Origin of the sequence: Blautia sp. MSK20_18 (assembly GCF_020553125.1) — a bacterium.
In the GTDB taxonomy this organism is placed as follows: domain Bacteria; phylum Bacillota; class Clostridia; order Lachnospirales; family Lachnospiraceae; genus Blautia_A; species Blautia_A fusiformis.
The window spans coordinates 41,757-65,177 of record NZ_JAJCGR010000007.1; the positions used below are offsets into that span (position 1 = coordinate 41,757).

Annotated in this window: 24 protein-coding genes and 1 pseudogene; all 25 read right to left on the reverse strand. The window is 45.3% G+C overall.

The annotated features are described in order from the left end of the window. Nucleotides 1-32: 32 nt before the first annotated feature. The 25 genes and pseudogenes from glgA to LI091_RS06245 all read right to left on the reverse strand — a co-directional run bounded on the left by glgA (nucleotide 33) and on the right by LI091_RS06245 (nucleotide 23,403). Complete coding sequence (gene glgA, locus LI091_RS06125) at nucleotides 33-1,478, reverse strand: glycogen synthase GlgA (protein ID WP_015524465.1); 1,446 nt, start codon at nucleotides 1,476-1,478, stop codon at nucleotides 33-35. A 58-nt stretch (nucleotides 1,479-1,536) separates the two neighbouring features. Beyond that, a complete protein-coding gene (spo0A, locus tag LI091_RS06130) occupies nucleotides 1,537-2,343 on the reverse strand; it encodes a sporulation transcription factor Spo0A (protein WP_015524464.1) in 807 nt (268 codons plus the stop codon). Between the two features lie 324 nt (nucleotides 2,344-2,667). Continuing rightward, the gene (gene spoIVB, locus LI091_RS06135) at nucleotides 2,668-3,873 is read right to left on the reverse strand and encodes a SpoIVB peptidase (RefSeq protein ID WP_110102998.1); all 1,206 of its coding nucleotides are present in this window, start codon (nucleotides 3,871-3,873) and stop codon (nucleotides 2,668-2,670) included. A gap of 150 nt (nucleotides 3,874-4,023) precedes the next feature. Then, nucleotides 4,024-5,709, reverse strand: a complete 1,686-nt coding sequence (gene recN / locus LI091_RS06140) for a DNA repair protein RecN (protein ID WP_195273612.1) — start codon at nucleotides 5,707-5,709, stop codon at nucleotides 4,024-4,026. A gap of 42 nt (nucleotides 5,710-5,751) precedes the next feature. Further along, nucleotides 5,752-6,213, reverse strand: coding sequence for an arginine repressor (argR, locus tag LI091_RS06145; RefSeq protein ID WP_021650687.1), 462 nt, complete (start codon nucleotides 6,211-6,213; stop codon nucleotides 5,752-5,754). 16 nt (nucleotides 6,214-6,229) lie between these two features. Beyond that, the gene (locus LI091_RS06150; RefSeq protein ID WP_015524460.1) at nucleotides 6,230-7,090 is read right to left on the reverse strand and encodes an NAD(+)/NADH kinase; all 861 of its coding nucleotides are present in this window, start codon (nucleotides 7,088-7,090) and stop codon (nucleotides 6,230-6,232) included. A 23-nt stretch (nucleotides 7,091-7,113) separates the two neighbouring features. Beyond that, nucleotides 7,114-7,923 carry a TlyA family RNA methyltransferase gene (locus LI091_RS06155; protein ID WP_173741011.1) on the reverse strand — a complete coding sequence of 270 codons (810 nt, stop codon included), beginning with the start codon at nucleotides 7,921-7,923 and terminating at the stop codon, nucleotides 7,114-7,116. 84 nt (nucleotides 7,924-8,007) lie between these two features. Next, nucleotides 8,008-9,894: a 1-deoxy-D-xylulose-5-phosphate synthase gene (dxs, locus tag LI091_RS06160; protein ID WP_265190939.1), complete on the reverse strand. Its 1,887-nt coding sequence runs from the start codon at nucleotides 9,892-9,894 to the stop codon at nucleotides 8,008-8,010. A gap of 22 nt (nucleotides 9,895-9,916) precedes the next feature. Continuing rightward, the gene (locus tag LI091_RS06165; RefSeq protein ID WP_044960972.1) at nucleotides 9,917-10,804 is read right to left on the reverse strand and encodes a polyprenyl synthetase family protein; all 888 of its coding nucleotides are present in this window, start codon (nucleotides 10,802-10,804) and stop codon (nucleotides 9,917-9,919) included. Further along, complete coding sequence (xseB, locus tag LI091_RS06170; protein ID WP_021650691.1) at nucleotides 10,794-11,012, reverse strand: exodeoxyribonuclease VII small subunit; 219 nt, start codon at nucleotides 11,010-11,012, stop codon at nucleotides 10,794-10,796. The genes LI091_RS06165 and xseB overlap by 11 nt, the downstream gene beginning before the upstream one ends. Continuing rightward, the gene (gene xseA, locus LI091_RS06175) at nucleotides 11,012-12,217 is read right to left on the reverse strand and encodes an exodeoxyribonuclease VII large subunit (RefSeq protein WP_059085482.1); all 1,206 of its coding nucleotides are present in this window, start codon (nucleotides 12,215-12,217) and stop codon (nucleotides 11,012-11,014) included. The genes xseB and xseA overlap by 1 nt, the downstream gene beginning before the upstream one ends. Further along, nucleotides 12,214-12,690, reverse strand: a complete 477-nt coding sequence (gene nusB / locus LI091_RS06180) for a transcription antitermination factor NusB (RefSeq protein ID WP_015524454.1) — start codon at nucleotides 12,688-12,690, stop codon at nucleotides 12,214-12,216. The genes xseA and nusB overlap by 4 nt, the downstream gene beginning before the upstream one ends. 32 nt (nucleotides 12,691-12,722) lie before the next feature. After that, nucleotides 12,723-13,109 carry an Asp23/Gls24 family envelope stress response protein gene (locus tag LI091_RS06185; protein ID WP_015524453.1) on the reverse strand — a complete coding sequence of 129 codons (387 nt, stop codon included), beginning with the start codon at nucleotides 13,107-13,109 and terminating at the stop codon, nucleotides 12,723-12,725. Nucleotides 13,110-13,189: 80 nt separating this feature from the next. Then, entirely contained in the window at nucleotides 13,190-14,779 is a 1,590-nt protein-coding gene (locus LI091_RS06190; RefSeq protein WP_022426368.1) for a peptide chain release factor 3, read from the reverse strand. Between the two features lie 306 nt (nucleotides 14,780-15,085). Next, nucleotides 15,086-15,691, reverse strand: a pseudogene (locus LI091_RS06195) (SpoIIIAH-like family protein); the annotation flags it as partial. An 11-nt stretch (nucleotides 15,692-15,702) separates the two neighbouring features. Then, on the reverse strand, nucleotides 15,703-16,017 hold the full coding sequence (locus LI091_RS06200; RefSeq protein ID WP_021650696.1) for a stage III sporulation protein AG: 315 nt from the start codon (nucleotides 16,015-16,017) through the stop codon (nucleotides 15,703-15,705). Beyond that, nucleotides 15,986-16,555: a stage III sporulation protein AF gene (locus tag LI091_RS06205; RefSeq protein WP_059085479.1), complete on the reverse strand. Its 570-nt coding sequence runs from the start codon at nucleotides 16,553-16,555 to the stop codon at nucleotides 15,986-15,988. Before LI091_RS06205 ends, LI091_RS06200 begins: the two co-directional genes overlap by 32 nt. Next, entirely contained in the window at nucleotides 16,552-17,694 is a 1,143-nt protein-coding gene (locus tag LI091_RS06210; protein WP_265190940.1) for a stage III sporulation protein AE, read from the reverse strand. Before LI091_RS06210 ends, LI091_RS06205 begins: the two co-directional genes overlap by 4 nt. Then, a complete protein-coding gene (locus tag LI091_RS06215; RefSeq protein ID WP_021650699.1) occupies nucleotides 17,691-18,077 on the reverse strand; it encodes a SpoIIIAC/SpoIIIAD family protein in 387 nt (128 codons plus the stop codon). The genes LI091_RS06210 and LI091_RS06215 overlap by 4 nt, the downstream gene beginning before the upstream one ends. 15 nt (nucleotides 18,078-18,092) lie before the next feature. Further along, nucleotides 18,093-18,287 carry a stage III sporulation protein AC gene (spoIIIAC, locus tag LI091_RS06220; RefSeq protein WP_021650700.1) on the reverse strand — a complete coding sequence of 65 codons (195 nt, stop codon included), beginning with the start codon at nucleotides 18,285-18,287 and terminating at the stop codon, nucleotides 18,093-18,095. 58 nt (nucleotides 18,288-18,345) lie between these two features. After that, nucleotides 18,346-18,864, reverse strand: a complete 519-nt coding sequence (locus LI091_RS06225) for a stage III sporulation protein AB (protein ID WP_021650701.1) — start codon at nucleotides 18,862-18,864, stop codon at nucleotides 18,346-18,348. After that, nucleotides 18,849-19,781, reverse strand: coding sequence for a stage III sporulation protein AA (gene spoIIIAA, locus LI091_RS06230; RefSeq protein ID WP_015524435.1), 933 nt, complete (start codon nucleotides 19,779-19,781; stop codon nucleotides 18,849-18,851). The genes LI091_RS06225 and spoIIIAA overlap by 16 nt, the downstream gene beginning before the upstream one ends. Before the next feature lie 84 nt (nucleotides 19,782-19,865). Continuing rightward, nucleotides 19,866-21,014 carry a YncE family protein gene (locus LI091_RS06235; protein ID WP_022426373.1) on the reverse strand — a complete coding sequence of 383 codons (1,149 nt, stop codon included), beginning with the start codon at nucleotides 21,012-21,014 and terminating at the stop codon, nucleotides 19,866-19,868. 17 nt (nucleotides 21,015-21,031) lie between these two features. Next, nucleotides 21,032-21,580, reverse strand: coding sequence for a 4'-phosphopantetheinyl transferase family protein (locus LI091_RS06240; protein ID WP_022426374.1), 549 nt, complete (start codon nucleotides 21,578-21,580; stop codon nucleotides 21,032-21,034). Further along, the gene (locus LI091_RS06245) at nucleotides 21,577-23,403 is read right to left on the reverse strand and encodes an ATP-dependent helicase (protein ID WP_059086858.1); all 1,827 of its coding nucleotides are present in this window, start codon (nucleotides 23,401-23,403) and stop codon (nucleotides 21,577-21,579) included. Before LI091_RS06245 ends, LI091_RS06240 begins: the two co-directional genes overlap by 4 nt. Nucleotides 23,404-23,421 lie beyond the last annotated feature (18 nt).

Here is a 23,421-nt window from a genome sequence, read left to right on the forward strand (position 1 = left end):
CTTTTTATTGCAAGAACCGCTTCGGTGAATCCTTACTCACCAATTAACCAATTGTACATTTCCTCATACTGACGTGCGGAATTGTTCCAGGAAAAATCTGCAGCCATCGCGCGATCTACCATTTTATTCCATTCACGTTTCTTGTCATAATATACACTCTCTGCATAACGGATCGTAGCAAGCATTTCATGTGCATTGTAATTTACGAAGGAGAATCCTGTTCCGGTTCCCTCGAATTCATTGTACGGGACAACTGTATCCTTCAGACCACCGGTCTCTCTGACGATCGGAAGAGTTCCATAACGAAGGCTCATCAGCTGGCTTAAGCCACATGGCTCAAACAGTGACGGCATCAGAAATGCGTCAGATGCTGCATAAATTCTGTGAGACATTGCCTCATCATAGTAGATCTGTGCAGATACCTTGCCATGATACTTCCAGTCAAAATGACGGAACATATTCTCATAACGTTCCTCACCGGTACCAAGAGCAACGATCTGAACCGCATCCTGACACAGTTCGTCCATGATATAAGCGATCAGATCAAATCCCTTCTGATCTGTCAGGCGGGATACAATACCGATCATCATAGCTTTCGGATCCTGCTCAAGTCCAAGATCTTTCTGAAGCTGGATCTTGTTCTTGATCTTCTCCTTGCGGAAGTTCTTTGCATTGTAGTTCTTGGTGATATTCGGATCTGTCTCCGGATTGAATTCATTGTAATCAATACCATTTACAATACCACGCAGGCTGTTGGCTCTCGCATTGAGAAGTCCGTCCAGCTTCTCACCATAAAACGGTGTCTTGATCTCTTCTGCATAGGTATTACTTACTGTGGTAATGGCATCTGCAAATACCATACCGCCCTTCAGGAAGTTTGCGTCCTTGTATGCTTCCAGTTTATCCGGCGCAAAGTAGTAATCAGAAAGGCCTGTGATATCCTTAACAGTCTTAACATCCCATACACCCTGAAATTTCAGGTTATGTATTGTCATAACAGTCTTGATTCCACGGAAGAATTCATTCTCCTGGAAAGAATCGTGAAGGTAAACCGGAACAAGTCCTGTCTGCCAGTCATGACAGTGGATGATATCCGGTCTGAATCCGATCACCGGAAGAACCGATAACACAGCTTTGGAAAAGAAAGCAAATTTCTCAAGATCCCATGGTGCACTGTCATATGGTTTCGGACCGCTGAAATAATATTCATTGTCAATGAAGTAAAACTGGATCCCGTCATACTGCATCTGCATAATGCCTACATAGCAGTTCTTAAATCCCAGATCCATATAAAAATGGGTCACATACTCCATTTTGTCTTTCCATTCCTGTTTCATGCAGGCATATTTCGGTAAGATCACGCGTATATCAAAATATTTTTTGTCAAAGCACTTAGGCAGTGAGCCGGCAACATCAGCGAGTCCTCCTGTTTTGATAAAAGGTACTGCTTCTGATGTAGCAAACAGAATTTTTTTCATCTGTATTCCCCTCCCTGGGTACACCCGTTTTTATTTATGATTATACTCCAAAATTCATCTAATTTAAAGACCGATTTTTATATTCTAGTCTGATTTTATCTGCGATCAGTGCTATAAATTCAGAATTCGTGGGTTTCCCTTTTCCGGTGCTTACAGTATATCCAAACAATTCATCAATGGTATCCATCTTTCCCCGGCTCCATGCCACCTCGATCGCATGTCGGATCGCCCGCTCCACTCTGCTCGGTGTTGTCTGATGGCGTTTCGCAATGGTTGGATATAATACCTTGGTAATGGAATTGAGCATTTCCATGTCATTGACAGACAAAATGATCGCATCCCTTAAATACTGATACCCCTTGATGTGTGCCGGAACTCCGATCTCATGAATGATATTCGTCACATCGGTTTCCAGATTCCTCTCCGGCTGAGGCTTTTTGGTTTCTGTGATACCTGGCCTTGCAATCTCCCGCACTCTCCTGTCCCCAATCTTCCGAATATGTTTGATCCGGTTTAAAAGTGTAGTGTTGTCAAAAGGCTTCAAAACATAATAGTCTGCTCCAAGACTGAATGCATCCTCTGTAATCCTCTCCTGTCCAATTGCAGATAATACGATAAACACTGGAACTTTTTTGACATTTGCGTTATGGGAAAATTTCTCCATAACGGAAAGGCCGTCCATCTTCGGCATAATGATGTCGAGAATCACCACATCCGGCTCCTTATCTTTGATTATGTTACAGATTTCTTCTCCGTTGTGTGCTTTTCCGACCAGTTCAAGGTCTTTATCTTCTTCGATCATCTGACCGAGCATGTCTGTCATTTTCGCGTTATCATCAGCAATTGCAACATTTAATTTGTCCATGAGGACCCTCCTAACTTCTATCTCCTTGGGTTTCCAGACATACCCCCTGTCACCATGGCAGTAACCGACACTGTTAGCTGCCTGCGCTTTCCCCTTGCTGGCGACAAAATTATTATAGTGGAAATCCTGTAGTAAAATCAAGATAAAAGTAGTTATTTTATCACACTTTCGTACGATATTTTTCGACATTTTTTCTCTTATATATCACAAAATTCACTAAAATGCAGGTATTTCCATCTGTATCCGGCATTTTTCCCCATATAAAAAAGAGGCACTTTTCCCGGACTTTTTCCATGTTTTTGTGCCTCTTTCCTCAACTGCAGATTATGCATTGCCTGTCATATTTTCAATAAAAATCCCATATCCGCCGGTAGAATCCTGCACAAATACATGAGTCACAGCACCAAAGAGTTTTCCGTTCTGAAGCACAGGACTTCCAGACATTCCCTGAACGATCCCACCTGTTTTTTCCAGGAGTTCTTTATCTGTGATCTGGATCACAAAGCTCTTATTAGAATCCTCATGGTTCATATCGATCCTGGTGATCTCTGCGGCATATTCTTTTACTTCGCCGTCTGTGCAGCAGAGAACAGATGCGGGTCCAATTTTCAGATCCTGTTTGTAACCTACAGGAATCTTCTTCAGATCCAGATTTTTCACCTGGTCAGCATCCACAGTTCCAAAAATGCCGTTTTTACTGTTTTCGGAAATCTCACCCAGGATATTGTCAGCTTCGTATCGGATCAGACCAGATAGTTCTCCGGGATTTCCTTTTTCTCCTTTCCGGATCCCCAGGATCTGGGCGTTGTAAAGATTTCCATCTGCGATACTTAAAAGTTCGCCGGTATCCACATCGCTGATCCCGTGACCAAGAGCACCGAACCCTCCATTTTCGTCCACATAAGTCAGGGTTCCGATTCCCTGTGTATCGTCCCTCACCCAGATGCCAAGCTTGTATTTTCCTTTCTCATCTTTCACCGGCGTCAGGGACAGGGGAATCGTCTCTTTTCCCCGGCGGACCTTCAGTGTTACAGATTCTCCGCAAAGATCTGCAAGATCCTCCAGAAGATCCTGCTTGCACTGGATCCGGTTCTGATCAAAAGCCACAATATAATCTCCCGGCTTTACAATGTCCCGGGCCGGTTCTTCCATCTCACCACTTTCCGAAAGGATCTCGCCTGTATCAATGATCAGAACTCCTTTCGTCTGCATATAAATACCTACTGCATCTCCGCTTGCATATACTTCTTTTGCAGTTATATTTTTTACCTTCACATCCTTAAAAGGGATCACTCCCAAGAGTCTGCAGTGCAACTTATAGCTGTCTTTTCCTGAAACGGTGATCGCATCATCAAAGCTGATAAAAGGGCGTTTAAGAAGATTGGCTACTTCCCGGCTGTCCTCATGATCCACCAGAATCTGATCCGGGATTTTTCTGTCCAGAAGCCGGTAGCCCAGCCATCCCATCAGAATCAGATCCAGCGCAAGAAATACAAGGAGCCAACATCGGTATTTTCTTTTTCTGTTCATCTTACGTCACATCCTTTGTAATTTTCTGATACAAGCAAATCCCCACCCACTGCTTATTGCTTTTCGCAACTGAAGCAGGGGACTGACTTGATTCGGTTAAAAAAGAGGACCGACCTTTCGGCCGTCCTCTCTTAGTATGTAACGTATAAATTATTTCAGTCTTGTATTTTTTTGTTGCTGTGCCAATTCCTTCATCTCTCTTGCATTTCCAAGAACAGCCGGCGTGATCTGGGCACCGCCCAGAAGTCTGGCAAGCTCACGAACAGATTTCTCTCCTTCCAGAGGATGGATCTGGGTGATGGTTTCTGTTCCTTCTACATGTTTCTCAATCTCAAAATGGGTATCTGCCATTGCTGCGATCTGTGGAAGATGTGTGATACAAAGCACCTGCCTGTGCTGTCCGATCACTGCCATTTTTTCAGAGACCTTCTGTGCAGTACGCCCACTGATCCCTGTATCGATCTCATCAAAGATCAGTGTATCGATCTGATCTTTATCTGCAAGGATCGCTTTGATGGCAAGCATGATCCTGGAAAGCTCACCACCGGATACGATCTGTCCCAGCGGTTTTCTGCTCTCACCTGGATTTGTGGAAATCTCATATTCCACCGCATCATAACCATTATCTGTATAATTTTTTCTGCGGTCAAAACGGATAGAAAAATCCACATCCTCAAAATTCAGTTCCTTCAATCCTTCGATAATCTTTTCATCCAGCTGCTTACTGTATTCTTTCCGTATCTCTGAAAGTTCATGCGAAGCTTCCTCAAGAATCTTTTCTGCCTGCATAAGTTTTTCTTTCAGTAACCGGAAATTTTCTTCGAATCTTTGAAGTTTTTCTAATTTTTCCTGCTGTTCCTTCTGATAGGACAAAATTTCATGGATCGTCTGTCCATACTTTGCCTTCAGACTATTGATCAGATCCAGTCTTTTTTCTGTTTCGAAAAAAGTTTCTTCGTCAAAAGTCAAACTATCCATATAAGAGGACAGATCACGGCAGAAGTCACTGAGAAGTGAATCGATTTCCACAAGAGCTTCCTGTAAAGGTGCAAGATCCTTATCGTAATCTGCAATTCTTGAAAACTCTTTCAGGGCATTTCCGGTCATATCTGCGGCGCCCTGTTCATATCCGGTCATCCCACGAACCATTTGTGCTGTTTCCATGATCCTTCTGGCATTGCTCAGCTTCCGGTAGCGGTCCTCCAGTGTTTCGTCCTCTCCTGGAATAAGAGCTGCCTCCTCAATCTCATTGATCTCAAATTCCAGAAAGGCTTTTTCACGGTTGCGCTGTTCCTCATCCATATCCAGTGCTTTCAGCTGATCCACACAGTCCCGATACTCCTGATAAGCTTTCCGGACCTTCTCCCTGGCAGGAAGGATCTGTTCCTTTCCATATACATCCAAAATAGCCAGCTGGCGGTCTCCATAAAGAAGTGACTGATGCTCATGCTGTCCGTGAATGTCCAGAAGACAGGCTGCTGCTGCTTTCATCTGGCTGACAGTACTTGTCTCTCCGTTGATCTTGTTGATACTTCTGCCGTCCATGATCTTGCGGGACATCAGCACCTGTCCGTCTTCCGGATAGATGTCAAGCGCCGCAAGGGACTCTCTGGCTTTCGTGTTTTCAACCTGAAACAGCAACTCTACCAGGGCATAGGAAGCATTTTCACGAATCATGCTTCTGGAAGTTTTTCCACCCAGGATGAGCTGTATAGATCCTAACAGAATGGATTTTCCGGCTCCGGTCTCACCAGTTAAGATATTTAAGCCTGGTCCGAATTCCACCTCTGATTCCTCTATCAGTGCAAGATTTTTTACATGCAGATGTACTAACATTGATTTCCTTTCTGGCATAAAGCATTTACATATTCTGTCATTTTATTTTCCTCTGGATAAGATCCCGCCAAGCTTCTGAACTACACCCGGTGCCTGTTCAGAGGTTTTCACCACACACATAATGGTATCATCTCCGGCAATACATCCCAGGATTTCCGGCCATTTCATGGCATCAAGAGCTGCTGCTGCCGCCATGGCCATTCCCGGAATTGTTTTTACCACTACGATATTCTGTCCGATGTTCATAGCGATCACTGCATCTTTCAGAACTCTGGAATATTTATCACTTAACACATCCGGTGTATGTTCTTCCAGGATCGCATATCTGGACTTTCCGTTGCTGCCTGCAACCTTTGTCATTTTCAGAGCACGGATATCTCTGGATACGGTAGCCTGCGTAACCTTAAAACCGGCCTCATTCAGTCTTGCCGCAAGTTCTTCCTGTGTATCGATCTCGTACTGACGGATCAGTTCGATAATTTTTTCATGTCTTGCTACTTTCAAAATTGAACCTCCTGCATCAGCTGTTACTCATTTTCTGTCTCAGAACCTCCACAAAGCTCAGATGGTTCAGCTTGAGGATTTTTGTCCTGACTGTGGCTTTCCGGATCACGATCCGATCACCGGTGACCATGGATATCTGGGTATCCCCGTCGAAAGAGGCCACCGCTTTCTCAATAGTATTATGTCTTCCCTCACCGATCTCTACTGTAACTGCCTCTTCCCCGGAAAGAATGATACTTCGGGTGTTCATGGTATGGGGAGCGATGGGGGTCATGATCATCATACTGGCACTGGGAGAAACCACGGGACCTCCCGCTGACAGACTATATCCGGTAGAACCGGTCGGCGTGGAAATGATGATACCATCTGCATTGTATGAATTCATATATGCATCATTAACATAATTCTTGAAACGGATCACACGGAGATGTCCTTCTCTTCCGATCACAATATCATTTAATGCGATATCTTTTCCAATAAGTTCCTCTCCACGATAGATCTTTCCTTCCAGCATCATACGATCTTCCAGCTCATAGTCATCTGACAGAAGCCGATCCAGAGCCGGATACACGGAATTTTTATCCACCTCGGCAAGAAATCCCAGAGTTCCCAGATTGATTCCAAGAAGAGGGATATCCAGATGCACCACATCCCTTGCAGCCTGCAGAAGTGTTCCATCTCCCCCCAGTACAATAATGCACTGTGTATCCTGCGGAATCCCATCCGGGTCCGTATAATGATACGGTCCTTCCATTTTTTCGGTGATCTTCTGCACATGACACCTGGCACCATGCTTCTCCAGATAGGCAATGATCCTATTAGAAAATGTCAGTTCCGGATCCTTGGCACTGTTTGGAATTATATAAAATCTGTCCATATTGCTTCAGTCCTTTCCAAACATCAGTCCAGCTGTCCGTGGGCTTCCTTTACCACATCCTCTACGGATACGTCAAGACTCACAGGTACTTCTGTTCCTTCCGGATGTTTTTTCAGATGAAGGAGATATTCAATATTTCCCTCAGGTCCCTTGATGGGAGAAAAGGAAAGATGACAGGGCTCCATAGAAATACTCATGGCATAATCTCTGACTTTCTCAATGACTTCTTCATGGACCTTCGGATCACGGACAACACCTTTTTTTCCGACTTTTTCTCTGCCGGCCTCAAACTGAGGTTTGATGAGACATACGATCTCTCCGTCCTCTGTGAGAAGGTTTCTTACAGGAAGAAGCACTTTTGTAAGGGAGATAAAAGAAACATCGATCGAAGAAAATGCTGCCGGACCTTCCAGATCTTCCGGTACCACATAGCGGATATTTGTCTTTTCCATACACACAACTCTCGGATCATTTCTGAGTTTCCAGTCCAGCTGTCCATATCCCACATCAATGGAATAGACTTTGACCGCTCCGTTCTGAAGCATACAGTCTGTAAAGCCGCCGGTGGATGCGCCTACATCCATGCACACCTTATCCTTCAGCGTCACGCCAAAATTTTTCATGGCTTTTTCCAGCTTCAGTCCGCCTCTGCTGACATAAGGAAGAGTCTTTCCTCTTACCTCCAGCTTGACAGTCTCAGCAAACATGGAGCCAGCCTTGTCTTCCTTCTGACCGTTGACATATACTTCCCCGGCCATGATATACGCTTTTGCTTTTTCGCGTGACGGTGCAAGTCCCTGTTCCACCATCATGATATCCAGTCTTTTTTTCATATTATCCTCCAACAGCCCGGCTCTTTATGTGCCGGGCTGTAAAATGCCTCACAGCTTCGTATTCTTCTGCAAAGGCTATGTCCTTTATTTTCTGTTATTCACAAGATTTTCCCAGCTCTGTTCTACCGCATCCAGGATTCCCTGTACATTTAAACCTATTTTCATTCGCTGGCGGTCCACCGTTCCATGCTCAATAAAATGATCCGGTATTGCCAGTGGAAGAACTCTTACTTCCGGATGACAGGCTTCCATATAAGCAGATACATGTTCTCCGAACCCACCGCTTTTTACATTCTCCTCCACAGTGACCAAAAGACTGTGGTTCTGCGAAAGCCGATCAAGAAGCTCTGTATCCAGAGGCTTTACAAAACGGACATTGACAAACGTAGCTCCTGCTATTTTGTGATCTCTTATCTCTTCACAGACCTTCTGACAGACAGAAACCATGCTGCCAACCCCGAGAACTGCAATCTCACTACCTGGAGTGATCACTTCACTTCTGCCCTTCTTAAGTGGCTCATGACATTCTTCCATATCGGTACATGCCGATCCTTTCGGATATCGGATCGCACAGGGACCATCCAGCTCTTCTACTGCAAATTTCAACATCTCCTCAAGCTCTTTTCCATTCTTGGGAGCCATAACTGTCATATTGGGAATCATGGACAGATAGGATAAATCAAAGCATCCATGATGTGTTTCACCATCTGCTCCGACAAATCCTGCCCTGTCAATGGCAAAGATCACATGAAGATCCTGCATACATACATCGTGAAGGATCTGATCGATCCCTCTCTGCAGGAACGAAGAATATACCGCAAAAACCGGGATCATTCCCCCAAGTGCCATGCCTGCCGCAAAGGTTACTGCATGTTCTTCCGCAATACCCACATCAAAAAAACGCTCCGGGAATTTCTTCCGGAATCGGTTCAGCCCGGTTCCATCTGGCATAGCAGCTGTAATAGCAACTACTTTTTTGTTCTTCTCTGCCAAAGAACATATTGCACCGGAAAAATAATCTGTATATGTCGGCGCTGTTTTTGCTACAAGGGGTCTGCCACTCTGGATGTCAAAAGGACCTGTTCCGTGAAAACGCTCCGGATGGGAAGATGCCGGTCCATAACCTCTGCCTTTTTCTGTAAGGGCATGGACAACAACCGGTCCCTCCACTCTCTTTGCCTCATTAAAAAGCTTCATCATCTGGCGCATATTATGGCCATCTACCGGTCCCAGATAAGTCAGCCCCATATTTTCAAAAAGCATTCCGGGAATGATCAGCTGCTTGATGCTGCTCTTGGTCTTTCGGACCGTATCTACCACGGCGGTTCCAACATGGGGAATCTTTTTGAGTGTTTTTGTCACGCCGATCTTCATTCCTGTATAAGTCTCAGCTGTACGCAGAGCGCTTAAATAGGTGGACATTCCTCCTACGTTCTTGGAAATAGACATGTTATTATCATTGATGATAATAATAAAATTAGTCTTCAGCTCAGCCGCATTGTTCAATGCTTCATAAGCCATCCCACCGGTAAGCGCACCATCTCCGATCACGGAAACCACATGGTATTTCTCTCCCATCAGGTCTCTGGCACGGACATAGCCAAGTCCTGCGGAAATGGAATTGGAACTGTGTCCGGTATCAAACGAATCACAGTCACTTTCATTCCTTTTTGGAAAACCGCTTAACCCTCCTTCTTTACGAAGATCCTTAAAGCCGTCTTTTCTTCCTGTAAGGATTTTATGTGTATAAGCCTGATGTCCCACATCCCAGATCAGCTTATCCTGTGGAAGATCAAGCACATTATGCAGAGCAAGAGTCAGCTCCACCACACCCAGATTGGATGCCAGATGGCCACCTGTCTCACTTACACTCTGGATCAAAAAGCTCCTGATTTCCTCGGCAAGGCGCGGAAAATCCTCCAATGAAACTTTATGAATATCATTTGGCTTTTTAATTTTTTCCAGAATCATTTGTACCCTTCCTTTGTTCTTTCTATTTCCTGCGGCTGACAAGACTTTCCACAAGAAGATCCAGAAATCCGTTCTTCCTGTCAAGGTCGTCTAAAAGTTCTACCGCATGGTCAGAAAGTTCTTTAACCCTGCTGGCTGCTGCCGGGGCTCCAACAAGGCTTACATAGGTAACCTTGTTGTTTTTTTCATCACTGTGGATCGGTTTTCCCAGTTCCTCCTGGGTACTGGTCACATCAAGGATATCATCCTGGATCTGAAAAGCCAGCCCGATGTTTTCTGCAGCCTGCTCCACAACCTTAAGTTCTTTCTCAGATGCCCCTGCCAGCACAGCACCGGTCATCATGGAAGCCTCGATCAATGCGGAGGTCTTGTTTTTGTAAATATAATCCAGCATCTTGTGTTCCAGAGGTTTCCCATCATTCTCCACATCAACACTCTGTCCACCAAGCATACCGTTGATGCCGGTCTTATCTGCAATAATCCGCATAGCGGCTATCACACGGTCTTTATCCTCGGTCAGATCAAAGGCGGAAAGCATCACTTCATAAGCTCTGTTAAGGAGTGCCACACCGCTTAAAACGCCCATGGCCTCTCCGTATACTTTATGTGTGGTCAGCCTTCCCCTTCGGTAATCATCGTTATCCAGTGCAGGGAGATCATCATGGATCAACGAATGTGTATGGATCATCTCCATAGCCGCCATAAAAGGCTCACAAAGCTTATCCTTTCCTCCAAACAGCTCGTAGGTTTCCCTGATCAGGATCGGGCGGAGTCTCTTTCCACCTGCCGTCATACTGTAATTCATGGCCTCTGCCATGGTTTTTGCAAAACCGGATTCTTCCGGAAGATATTCCCGGATCACATGTTCTGCTTCTTCTGTTCTTCTTTTCAGTTCTTCTTTAAAATTCACGAAATGTCCCATCCTCATTCATCTGAAGCATCTTTTTTTCTACAGTATCCAGTCTTCCGTTCAGATCCTTTAGGAGCTCCATTCCCTGTCTGTAGAGGCGGAAAGACTCCTCAAGAGGTGTTTCTTTATCCTCCAGCTTCCGGGCAAGCAGATCAAGCTCCCCAAAAGTATCTTCTATGGATTTCTCTTCTTTCTTTGCTTCTGCCATTATCGCTCTTCCTTCCTGATGCGATCCGCAACTGCTTCTATGACTCCATCGGTTACTGCAATGGAGATCCTGTCACCTTTTTTTATCTGACTGATCTCTGTCACCGCATGTCCGCCTAAGTCGGACACAAATGCATATCCTCCATTTAGTTTTCTTAATGGAGAAAGTCCCTCAAACCGCTGGATCCATATTGCCAGTTCATGTCTTTTCTCTGTAAGCTTTTGTTCCATGGAAGAACGCAGGCATTCCTCCAGCTCCGATGCATACTGACGTTTTTCACGTAACATGGACTCCGGGCTCAGATACTGGAATCTGTTCTCATAGGCCTTAAGTTTTGCGGCAAAAAGTTCTGTCTTACTGTTCATGGCACGCTGCAGACGGTCTCCGTACATATGAAAGCTCTCCAGAACACTGCGAAAATCATCCACTGCCAGCTCTGCTGCAGCAGATGGTGTAGGTGCCCGCAGATCTGCTACAAAATCCGCAATGGTAAAATCCGTCTCATGTCCCACTGCCGAGATCACCGGTGTCCTGCACTCAAAAATAGCACGGGCAACGCTCTCCTCGTTAAAGGCCCAGAGATCTTCAATAGAGCCACCTCCACGGCCGACGATGATCACGTCCACCCCTGCTTCATCCAGCATCCGGATTCCCTTTACGATACTCTGCGCCGCTCCCTCTCCCTGCACAAGTGCCGGATAAAGGATCACCTGCAGATATGGATTCCTTCTGCCTGCAATATTGCGGATATCCTGTACTGCTGCACCAGTAGGTGCTGTCACCACGCCAAGGGTATGAATAAAATGAGGAATGGGCTGCTTATATTCCTGTGCAAACATCCCCATATCCTCAAGTTCCTGTTTCAGTGCCAGATACCGTTCATAGAGGGCACCAGCACCTTCCAGTGTGATCTCTTTTGCATAAAGCTGATAACGCCCGTCTCTCTCATATACGTCTACAATTCCGCCTGCAACTACCTTATCCCCGTCCTTCATGCGAAAAGCAAGACCTCTGCGGTGTCCCGCAAACATCACACAGCTTAATGTGCCTGTTTCATCCTTCAGGGAAAAATAAATATGTCCGCTGGTATGGTATTTACAGTTGGATACCTCTCCCTTTACATAGACTTTCCGGAGAAAGTAATCCTGGGTAAACATATTTTTGACATAATGGTTTACCTGACCGACAGAATAGACGTTTCTCATGCGTTCTCTTCCGGGGCTTCTGCTGCCTTCTCTTCTGTGTCAGCAGTCTCCTCCTCGTTTTTCTTCTCATCCTTCTCAGATGCGATCTTACCCAGTACTCCATTTACAAAGGAGCCGGAAGCATCTCCGCCAAATCTTTTGGCAAGTTCTACCGCTTCGTTGATAGCTACTCCTGTCGGTACGTCTGCATCATATTCCATCTCATATACTGCCAGACGAAGTGCCGCAAGATCCACACGGCTCATACGCTTTGTCTTCCATCCACGGCTTGCACTGTTCAGCTGTGCATCGATCTCTTCCAGATGTTCTTTCACATGTGCGTACTTCTTCTTCATATATTCCTGGTCCTGTTCTGAAAGTTCTCCAAGACCTTCAAAATAAAGAGAGAGCTGTTCTGTCATCTCTTCTTCTGAATTAAACTCTGTCATAAACATAAGTTTAAATACATGTTCTCTCTGTTCTCTTCTTCTCATAATTTCCTCCTAAGACGGAAAAAAGGAAAGGTTTACTTTCCTTTTTCGTTCTCCATATCCACGCTGGCAATATGAATATTTACATCTGCAACCTCAAGTCCTGTCATATTCTCAATAGCGGATTTAACCTTCTCCTGAACCTTCTTGCTTGTCTCAAGAATGTTTCTGCCATACTCGATATTCAGTGACAGATCCACGGTAACGACTCCTTCCAGAATGGTTACTCTCACGCCCTTGGACAGATTCTTCTTTCCAAGTTTACTTACCAGCTCATTGGTGATATTTCCTGCCATGGAAGCAACTCCATCCACATCTGTTGCTGCAAGTCCTGCAACGATCGCAACAACTTCATCTGCAATGTGAACTTCACCGATTCCGCCCAAATCCTGTATCTTATATGTTGTTCTTTTTTCTGCCATGGGAAACCCTCCTACGGATATAATATTTTTGTTCGTAATTTTATACTATTATATCAAAAAAAGTTATGAAATAAAAGGGCTTATTTACTGAATTCTGTCAGTACCAGATCAGGGTTTCTGTCCTCAACCATGCCAACACTCCATGCATTGACAAAGAGCAGCAACGGATTTCCCTTAAGGTCTGTGACTTTCTTCATATCAGAAGTTCCCACGATCTTGTCTACTTTTACAGTCTCCTTATTGGCAATCCAGCGGATATGCTCATATGGAAGTGTTTCCAGGCGGATATCTACATTATACTCATTCTCCAGACGGTATTTCAGGACATCAAATTGCAGGATACCTACAACACCCACAATGATCTCTTCCATACCGGTGTTAAACTCCTGGAATATCTGGATTGCACCTTCCTGAGCGATCTGGTTGATACCTTTTACAAACTGTTTTCTCTTCATGGTATCGATCTGACGCACACGTGCGAAATGCTCCGGCGCGAAGGTCGGGATCCCCTCAAAGGCAAATTTCTTTCCAGGTGCGCAGATGGTATCTCCAATAGAAAAAATACCCGGGTCAAAGACACCGATGATATCACCTGCATACGCCTCCTCCACAACATGACGGGATTCTGCCATCATCTGCTGCGGCTGAAGAAGTCGCATCTTCTTGTCTCCCTGCACATGATAAACCTCTTTGGTCGCATCAAACTTGCCTGAACAGATCCTCATAAATGCGATACGGTCTCTGTGAGCCTTGTTCATATTCGCCTGAATCTTAAATACAAAGGCTGAAAAATCATCACTCATAGGATCTACCGGTCCGCAGTCTGCAGTTCTCGGAAGCGGAGAAGTGGTCATCTTCAGGAAATGCTCCAGAAATGTTTCCACACCAAAGTTGGTAAGAGCAGAACCGAAAAATACCGGTGTCAGCTGTCCTTTGCTGACCTCTTCCTGAGAAAACTCCGCGCTTGCACCATCCAGAAGCTCGATTTCTTCCATCAGCTGCTCTTTCTGCTCAGGATCCATGACCTCATCTGCACGGGGATCATTAATATCAATCTCTTCTATCACACCTTCCTTGGTGCCCTTCTGTGTATCGGAAAAGGTAAGGATCTTCTTTGTATTACGATCAAACACACCCCGGAATTTCTTACCGGAACCGATTGGCCAGTTGATCGGACAGGTTGCAATACCAAGCTCTTTTTCGATCTCATCCAAAAGATCAAAAGTATCGTTGGCATCTCTGTCCATCTTATTGATAAAAGTAAAGATCGGAATGTGTCTCATAACACAGACCTTGAAAAGCTTACGGGTCTGTGCCTCAACACCCTTGGATCCATCGATGACCATAACTGCTGAATCCGCAGCCATCAATGTACGGTAGGTATCCTCGGAGAAATCCTGATGTCCAGGTGTATCCAGAATGTTTATACAATATCCGTCATAATGGAACTGAAGAACGGATGAAGTAACGGAAATACCCCTTTCCTTCTCGATCTCCATCCAGTCTGATACTGCATGGCGGGCCGTAGCCTTACCCTTTACACTTCCGGCCAGATTGATGGCCCCTCCATACAGCAGAAATTTTTCTGTTAATGTTGTTTTACCAGCATCCGGATGAGAGATGATGGCAAATGTTCTTCTTTTTTCTATTTCTTTCGTATACTTCGACACGTGAGCCTCCTGTATATTCTCTGATATCTCTATTTTACTATAACCTTTCCTATTCTAGTATAGACAAGGCTTTGCTGTCAAGGCAATTCAGTCGTAAATTCCCTCTGTATCAATAGTCTGATCGTTCTGGATATCTGCAGCCGTCTCTGCGTCCTCAGATGTTTGATCCGCCGGATCGCTTTCCACAGATGCAGCGGTATCCTGCACCTCCTCACCTGTACTTTCCGCATTATCCTCTGCACCTCCCGTATTTTTTTCAGCTTCATCTGCAGTATTTATGACATCCGATGCATTTTTACTTTGACTCAGAGGCGTGATCACAATGCTCTCTGCTGCCACACCGGTTTTCCTCTTTACAATATCCTCGATCTGTGCACGTTTTGCATCCTCCAGATCTGCATCCGGCACCACAACATCCGCAGTTTCACCCGTTAGATTTACGATCACATTTTCAAAGCCCTTCGCCTCCAGAAGAAGCTCTGCAGCCGCCTCTTTTTCTGTAAGATCTGTCATGGAAACCATTGTGTTAATAGCATTCTGTTTTTCCTCTTCGCTGATGTCTTTATTACTGATGATCGCCTGCAGGTCCGCTTTGTTCTGGGAACGCACCTGCTCCCTGCTGACTTTTGCCTGTGCTGCAAAATCCGAAGCACCGGTAAGTACGGCCTCGCCCGGGGATGCGGTATCCATCACCTCCGACTGGGTTGTGCCATCTGCCCCGTTCTCATCCAGAAGGGCTGTTTCATCGGTCAGGTCATAATCCACGTCATCCAGGATACTGCTGCTGTCTGTACTCGTCTCCTTATCCTTAAATCCCAGATCCACATCTGCGAAATTCAGATATCCGGCCACAGCAATGAGAATGGCCAGCGAGGTGATGATTACCTGATTTTTCTTCATGATCTTTTTCACTTCTACTCTCCTCATTTCATTTTCATTATTCTAATTTTATTAGCGTCGATCTGAAATAATGCCATAATTGCCTGCTGAATATTCTGGACTGTCACTGCGCTGCCTGCTCCCTGGGCCGCCACCAGCACACCGGTAACTTCATTTTTGCTGCTTATGGAAAAGTTTTCCGTATTTCCCTCATCCCCGGTCATAATGATCACTTCCACTTCTCCGACTCCTTCCACATTGGAAAGCAGTTCCTCAAGGCGGCTCTCCAGGCGGGTTTTCTCCGCATTCTGATCCTCTGCCGTTTTACTATTCTTTCGGGTTACCGGAAGTCCTGCCACCAGAAGAAGGATTCCCAGAAGAAGGAAAACTCCCCACTCCTTCCATCCCATCCTCAGAAGCCAGGATCTGATACTGTCCTTTCCTGAGTCCGCAGATTCTTTCGAGCTCATTTTTCACCGCCTCCCTCTGTTTTTCTGTGACTGTTCCATAAAGTGTTATGGTCAGCTGAAGCTCTTTCTCCATATCTACTTCTGTTTTTGCCGAAAAAACCCCTTCTTTCCTGAGGATACCCTGAACCTGATCCTTCAGTTCCTGTTCATATGCTCCTTTAAGAAATGTTTCCCTTATTCCTTCTGCTTCTGTCTCCATACGTACCTGTTCTTCTCTCCCATAATTATTGCTGAATCCGGACAGAAGTTCTTCACTTTTTCCCACTACGGCAAATATAGGTGTACAGATCAAAAGCACCAACAGAAGCCCCATAAACAGCCGTATATACTGCTCATAACGCTTATCAGGCAGAATATGCAGAAGTGCTGTAGTAAGTACATGAAAAAAAGCCAGGCTTTTCATCCACTGATAAAGTTCTGTTCTCATCCCAAGCCTCCTCCTGCCATCAGGATCAGAAATGTAAGCATACATAAAATTTCCGCAGCAAACAGGATTCTCATCAGAAGTGCACATCCCTCTGCCATGGTGCCAAAGGCTTCTACCAGCCGTTTGTCTGATACAGGCTGCGCCGCAGCCGCCAGAAAGCGATAGGTCAGTGACAAAAGTCCATATCGGACCAACGGCCCCGCCCCCACCGCCAGGATCACCAGTAAAAGCGCAATGCCCAGACTGTTTCTTACAAGAACAGCTGTGGTAAGGACCAGTTCCGTAACTGCATTTACCGCGCTCCCGATCCCAGGAAGAGCACCTGCAGTTTTTCCTACAGCACTCCGCTTCAGAGAATCCATTACCGGAGCTACAAGCCCACGCACCACCTGCAGTCCTGCTGCCCCTCCAAGTAATGTCCGAAGCCCCCAGGAGATCACCGTCTCGATCAGCTCAGCCATTTTTCCCAGCATTTCTTCCCTGGAAAGATGATTTACAAATTTCAGAAGAATATATAAACTCACTCCGGGAAGCAGTACTCGTTCCAGGATCCATTGAAAAAGCCACACCAGAAGCAGTACTCCCTGATAAAAAGCAGCTGCACTGGATGCACCTGACGCTGCTGCCACTGCCATAAAATACACCGGTGAGAGTTCCTTCATAAACTCCGTGATCCACGCAAGCATTGAAAGCAGTGATGCACTCAAACCGGAAAAACTGTTCATCAGAAGAGTAAAAACAAGAAGATACACCACATAAAAACTGATTTCTCCCACCTGCCCGTTATCAAAGGCACCGGCAAACCCGGAAAAAACGGCAGCGAACAACAGCAGAAGCAGCAACTTCACGATCAGCTCTTTTTCTCTTTCAATACCATAAAAAAGGAGACTGTGCAAAAATTCCCGCACACTCTCCTCCGAAAGCACCTCTTCCCCTGACAACAGTCTGTGAAACGCTTCTGTAACAGAAAATGTTTTTTCTCCAAGCATCTCATCTACCATGGACTGCAGGTCGGTAAGCTCCATCTGATCTGTGATCTGTTGTTCCGCCGAAGAAGCATAAACGATCACACCGCCAAAACAGTTTATAACTACAGCCAGAAACAGGGCTGCACAAATCTCTGACCAATATCTTTTCATGCAAGAAATCCCTGTATGGTATCCAGCAGTGCCAGAAGAACCGGCATACTTAAGACCATTACAGATAACCGGCAGAACAATTCGATCTGTGCACCAGTGGAGGAATATCCTGCATCTCTGCATATACCGGATGAAAATTGTCCGATATAGGTGATCCCGATCATCTTCAGCAAAGTAGTGATATAGCTTCCATCAATCGGGAGACTCTGTTTCAGTCTCTCCAGGGACTGGAACAGATAGCTGATCTTCCCTACCGCTAATCCCAGTATCACAAGACCTATTCCCATCGTAACAAGGCTTACATACTCCGGTGCGCGGTCTTTCAGAAGAATCCCCAGAAGAACCCCTGCCGCTCCCAGAACAGAAATCTTCAGAATATCCACGGTTCTTTCCCTCCCCTACAGTACAAAAAGCTGCTGGATATTTTTAAAAAGTTCATAAATATACGGCACGATCCAGAACAGTACTAAAAGAAGTCCTGAAAAACTCACCAGAAAAGCCTGTTCCTCCCTTCCGCTATGTTTCAGGATCTGAGAAAGAACAGAGACCAGGATCCCTACTGCACCGATCTTAAATATGATACTGACCTCCAAATGATCCCTCCTTTTCTTCTGAAAGCCTGTCCTTCTTACTACTGTCTGATAAACAATACTATACCAGGAGAACCGCAAGCAGCAGGCCTCCAAGAATCCCAATTCCCTGGTACAGTTTTTTCTTTCCGGAAACCTCCGCTTTCCGCTTCAATATCTCTGCTTCCAGATTATTTTCATACAGGGAAAGCTGTCGCATCTGCATTTCCAGATCCATATAGCCCAGATATTCTCCGAAAGAAAAAAAAGCGTCCTTTTCCCCATGGGTAAGGCAGCTTTTTTTCAGGGCGCTTTCCGCACATTCCCTGCATATCTGTGAAAGTTTTTCTCCTGTTCCCGCTTTCATCCTGTCCGCGGCACTGATAAGAAACTCTCTGTATTTTCCATTCATTCTTCCTGCTGCTCCATAAAAAGCATCCGGCAGTGATGCATTCCCGCAGCGGATCTCGCCTTTCAGGCAGATCACCATCTGAAGCAGTTTTTCCAGTATACGAATCTGCTCCGAAAGTCTCATACTTCCGGAAAATCCCATTCCGGCTCCTGCCGCCACTACCAGAATACATCCTACAATCCGGTACATAGGCATTTCCCATTTTCATCATAGATTCCTTCCACGATTCCTGCACGTTCATGCTTTCCCAGAAAAATATATCTCTGGAAAACCCGCGCTTCCCACAATTTCCGGAAAAACGGCTGGGATAATGTTTCTTCCATGGAAGCTCCATGTGCAGTTGCGATCAGACGACATCCACAGTGGATAACTGATTCCACAGCCTTGAAATCTTCTTCTTTTCCAAGTTCATCCACAGCAACCACAACCGGCGACATTGACCGGATCAGCATCTGCATCCCTTCTGCTTTCGGACAGCCGTCCAGGATATCCGTACGCATCCCAAGGTCATTCTGAGGGATCCCCTGATAGCATCCGGCCAGCTCACTGCGCTCATCGACTACTCCTACCGTAACACCGGAAATATTTCCCCATCCATTACTCATCTGCCGGATGATATCCCGAAGAAGCGTGGTCTTCCCACATCTGGGGGGAGAAACGATCAAGGTATGCATGATCTGCTCTCTTGTCTGGATATATGGCAGCACTTCTTCTGCACATCCCTGGATTTCATGTGCCAGACGGACATTGATGCAGGAAATATATTTCATCCCACGGATACGGTTTCCGTCCAGGATCACCTTTCCGGTAACTCCTACACGGTGCCCACCCTGTACACTCAAAAAACCCTGGCGTATCTCATCTTCATAAGCATACAGGGAATAGCCACTGACATACTCCAGTGTTTCCTTAAGATCTTCCCGCGTAACCAGATAAGGTTCTGTATCTTTTTGCCGGAGGAAACATTCTCCCCCATCATAAGTGAGGAACAGAGGTCTTCCTACGCGGAGACGTATCTCATATAATTTATCATAATCAAGGTCTGCATCCACCAGAAGCTGGCGGACATTACTGGCAAACAGGTTCTGGATCTGGTTTGCGTCCATGTTTTCACCTCTTACACTTAAATATATTGCGGACATGCCGGATTTAGTACCTGTTGTCTTTTTTGATGCTCTCTCGTTTTTTCTTTATTCCGACAGAAAAAAAAGACTTTCTTCTTCGTCATAGGTCTCCATCTTCGAAAGATTCAGCTTCAGGACCCGATCCACAATATTTACGGAGGACGCACGGTATGCATAGGCACAGGATTCAAACATCACATAAAGACTGTCACCCTCCACCACGATCTGTTCCAGTCGTTCCGGAAAACGATAAGTTCTGGCAGAATTCTCGTTTACATACAAACGCTTATCGGATTGTTCATAAAACACCAGCCTGGATGGCAGGATTCCAAAAGAATGAGAGATCAAAAGCTTATCATTATAAAAAGCAATTCCCTGAACCTGCTCCGATATGGTGGAATAATCCAACGGAACTGCCATTTCAAAATCCATGCCCAGTTTCTCGTCCATGGTATTGATCAGTTTTCCCTCTTCGTCAACTCCGTATCGTGCAATTACACTTTCGTTATATTTTTCAAAGCAGCCTACATACAGACACCCCTCATAAAAGGTCATAAAAGAATCTCTCACGATCCCATAAAGACTGACTATCTGGAAAGTATCCACCGGCAGATGGCTGTCATCATAATCGTAGGCTTCTATTGTATCCATCTTTATACTCACTGCCTGTGCGATCCCGTTGATATTGGAGGAATACCATAATAACTTATGCTCCGGGTCATAGGCAAGTCCTCCCACATGAGGCTGTCCAGGCAGTATCACTTCTTTAATAAAATTATGCTTTTCCTTATCGATCACATAAATGACCGAATTATGTTTCTGTGTGCTGCAGTAAGCGCTGACCAGCACATAATCCTCTGTAACCGCCAGTCCCTGAGGCGTCATGGATGTACACATGGCAGGAGTGGCACCTTTTTTTGTGAGCAGCGTCCTGGTATTCTTCAGCCCGGGAATGACATATGTTCCATATTCCTTCTCTTTTTCTCTCCCATCAAAGGCAAAATAAGAAAAATCCTCTTTCTGGGAAAGCATCTGTTTCTGTCCCCGCAGTGTATACACTGCAGCACCTCGGTTTGTCACCACAGCTTTTGTGGGCAGCTCAGTTTTTGCACGGTAAACAAATGCATATAAAAAATAACATATGCACAGCACAAAAACAACTGCCAGGATCTTCAGAATGAAAATCCTGAAGCTGTGTTTCATCTCTTTGTTCATTTTATCGTCTCTATTTGCTATTTCAAAATGATGTCTTCGTATTCAAATCGTAATTCCAGGCTGTCCCTGGACCAGATCGCACCACTGTATCCCGGTTCCAGCTCCAGCATTATGTAATTTCCCTTATCCATGGAAATCGTACGCAGATCCCTGGACAATCCCTCTCCGGTCCATTTGATATATGCCTCTCTCAAAACCCACTGGGCAAAAAAGGCTTTCTCCATATCATCTGCATCCAGGATTTCCCGTATCATATCTGCCGGTACCATTCTTTCAAGGAGCCGTTCGTAATTTACCTTCTTGTGGATCTGCACATCAATGCCCACCTCTTCTCCGGCAAACAGACACATCACATATTTTCCGGAATGTGTGATATTATAATGAATTCTTGGAAGCAGGGTAAAAAACGGTTTCCCATGTTCCCCCTTTGACCGAGGCTCAAAAGCAAGCTTCCGTCCAAATTCCCGCTCAAGTCCGATTTCCAGAAGCTTTTCCCCGATCATATGCTCCATGTTCTTGCTGTTATATTCATCTCTGATCTTCGTATAATAAATAATCCCATTCATAATCCGGCCTCCTCAAGAAAACGGGACGGTTCCCGTTCCTTCTCATACTGCTGTCTTACATAATACAGGCAGAGTTTCTTCTTTGCCCGTGTCATACCAACGTAGAAAAGCCTCCGTTCTTCCTCCAGATGTGCCTCCAGGACTGCCTTCCGATAAGGCATGCTGCCTTCATTTACATTCATGATATATACATTGTCATATTCCAGACCTTTGACCGCATGAAGAGTGGATATCACCACTCCTTCCCGTTTCACATCCTGTTTCTTCGCCTGTTCTTCCAGCTTTCTGGTATACTCGTCCATATAGGCCATCCATTCTTCCAATGTTTTCATTCCTCTGGCACTTTCATGGATCCGGTTCAGGGTTTCCATAAGCTCTTCCGGTTTTATTTTACGATACCTTGCATATTCCTGCAAGTATTCTTCGTATCCCATGCCATTCCGGATAAAATTAATAGCTGCATAAGGGGCCATAGTCTTTAAGATCCGAAGATGTGTCTCCATCGTTGTGATCCTGTCACACATCCAGTCTTTGTCTTTGTAAAACTCTCCCAATGCTTTAAAATCAACGTTTTTTTCTGTCAGAGCATCTCTGGCTATGTATCGGTTTGGCCGGTTCATGATCTCCAGAAATGTACTGCGGCTCCGGTCTCCTTCTGCCATTTTCAAATAAGCGATCATATTCCGGCAGATCCAGTGTCGGAACAGGTTGGGCAGTTTTTCCTTCATAGTGAAAGGAACCCCATACTCCATCAACGCAGCGACCAGTCCTTCGGTTTCCTGATTAGTCCTGAAAAGCAGCGCTGTATCTTCAATATTATCCCCTTCTTCCATCCGGTTCCGCAACAGGCTTGCAACTGCCATATATTCGTCTCTGGGATTTCGAAATTCTTTTATCTGCACCGGCTCTCCCGGTTCATTTGGTGTGGAAAGTTTTTTTGCATAACGGTTTTCATTGTAATTGATCACCTTCATAGCTGTATCCAGGATATTTCCACTGCACCGGTAATTGATATTCAGGATCACCGTCTCCGCATTTTTAAAATCTTCCGGGAAATTCAGCATGATCTCCGGGCGAGCGCCACGGAAATGATAGATAGACTGATCATCATCTCCCACCACAAACAGATTGTTCTCCGGTGCTGCCAGCATCTTCACGATATCATACTGAAGATGATTGATATCCTGAAACTCATCCACCAGAATATAGTGAAACTTTTTCTGCCATGCAGACAGGATATCTTTTCGTTTTTTCAGAAGTTCATAACAGCTCAACAGCATATCATCAAAGTCAAGTTTTCTTCTTTCATTCAGGACTTTTCGATATCCCTGAAAGATCTGTCGGAACACTTCATCCGGGCAGCAGGAAGAATAATAATGCTCCAGAGCGATCCTTCCACCCTTTACAACACTGATCTCCTTGGCAATATCTTCCACAAAATCCCCTTCCTGGGACTGTTCTGCAGCACAGTTTACCACCAGTTCTCTTAAGATCGCATATTTTTCTTCTTCTGACAGGATATTTCCTCCATTCAGACCATAAGCCTGTTTGAGGATCCCGTAAAACACTCCGTGAAAAGTCCCAAAAGTAACGCCGGTTCGCTGAACACCGGTAAATTTCAGAAACCGTTCTTTCATTTCCACTGCTGCTGCCCTGGAAAAAGTCACAACAAGAACAGAGGAAGCCGGTATCTTCCCTTCCTGGATCATATGTGCTGTTCTTTCTACTATGACGGAAGTTTTCCCCGAACCGGGGCCTGCCAGAACCATCATAGGTCCTGACAGGTGGGCGATTGCCCTTTTCTGAGATGGATTTCGTTTCATAACTGGATTATCGATCAC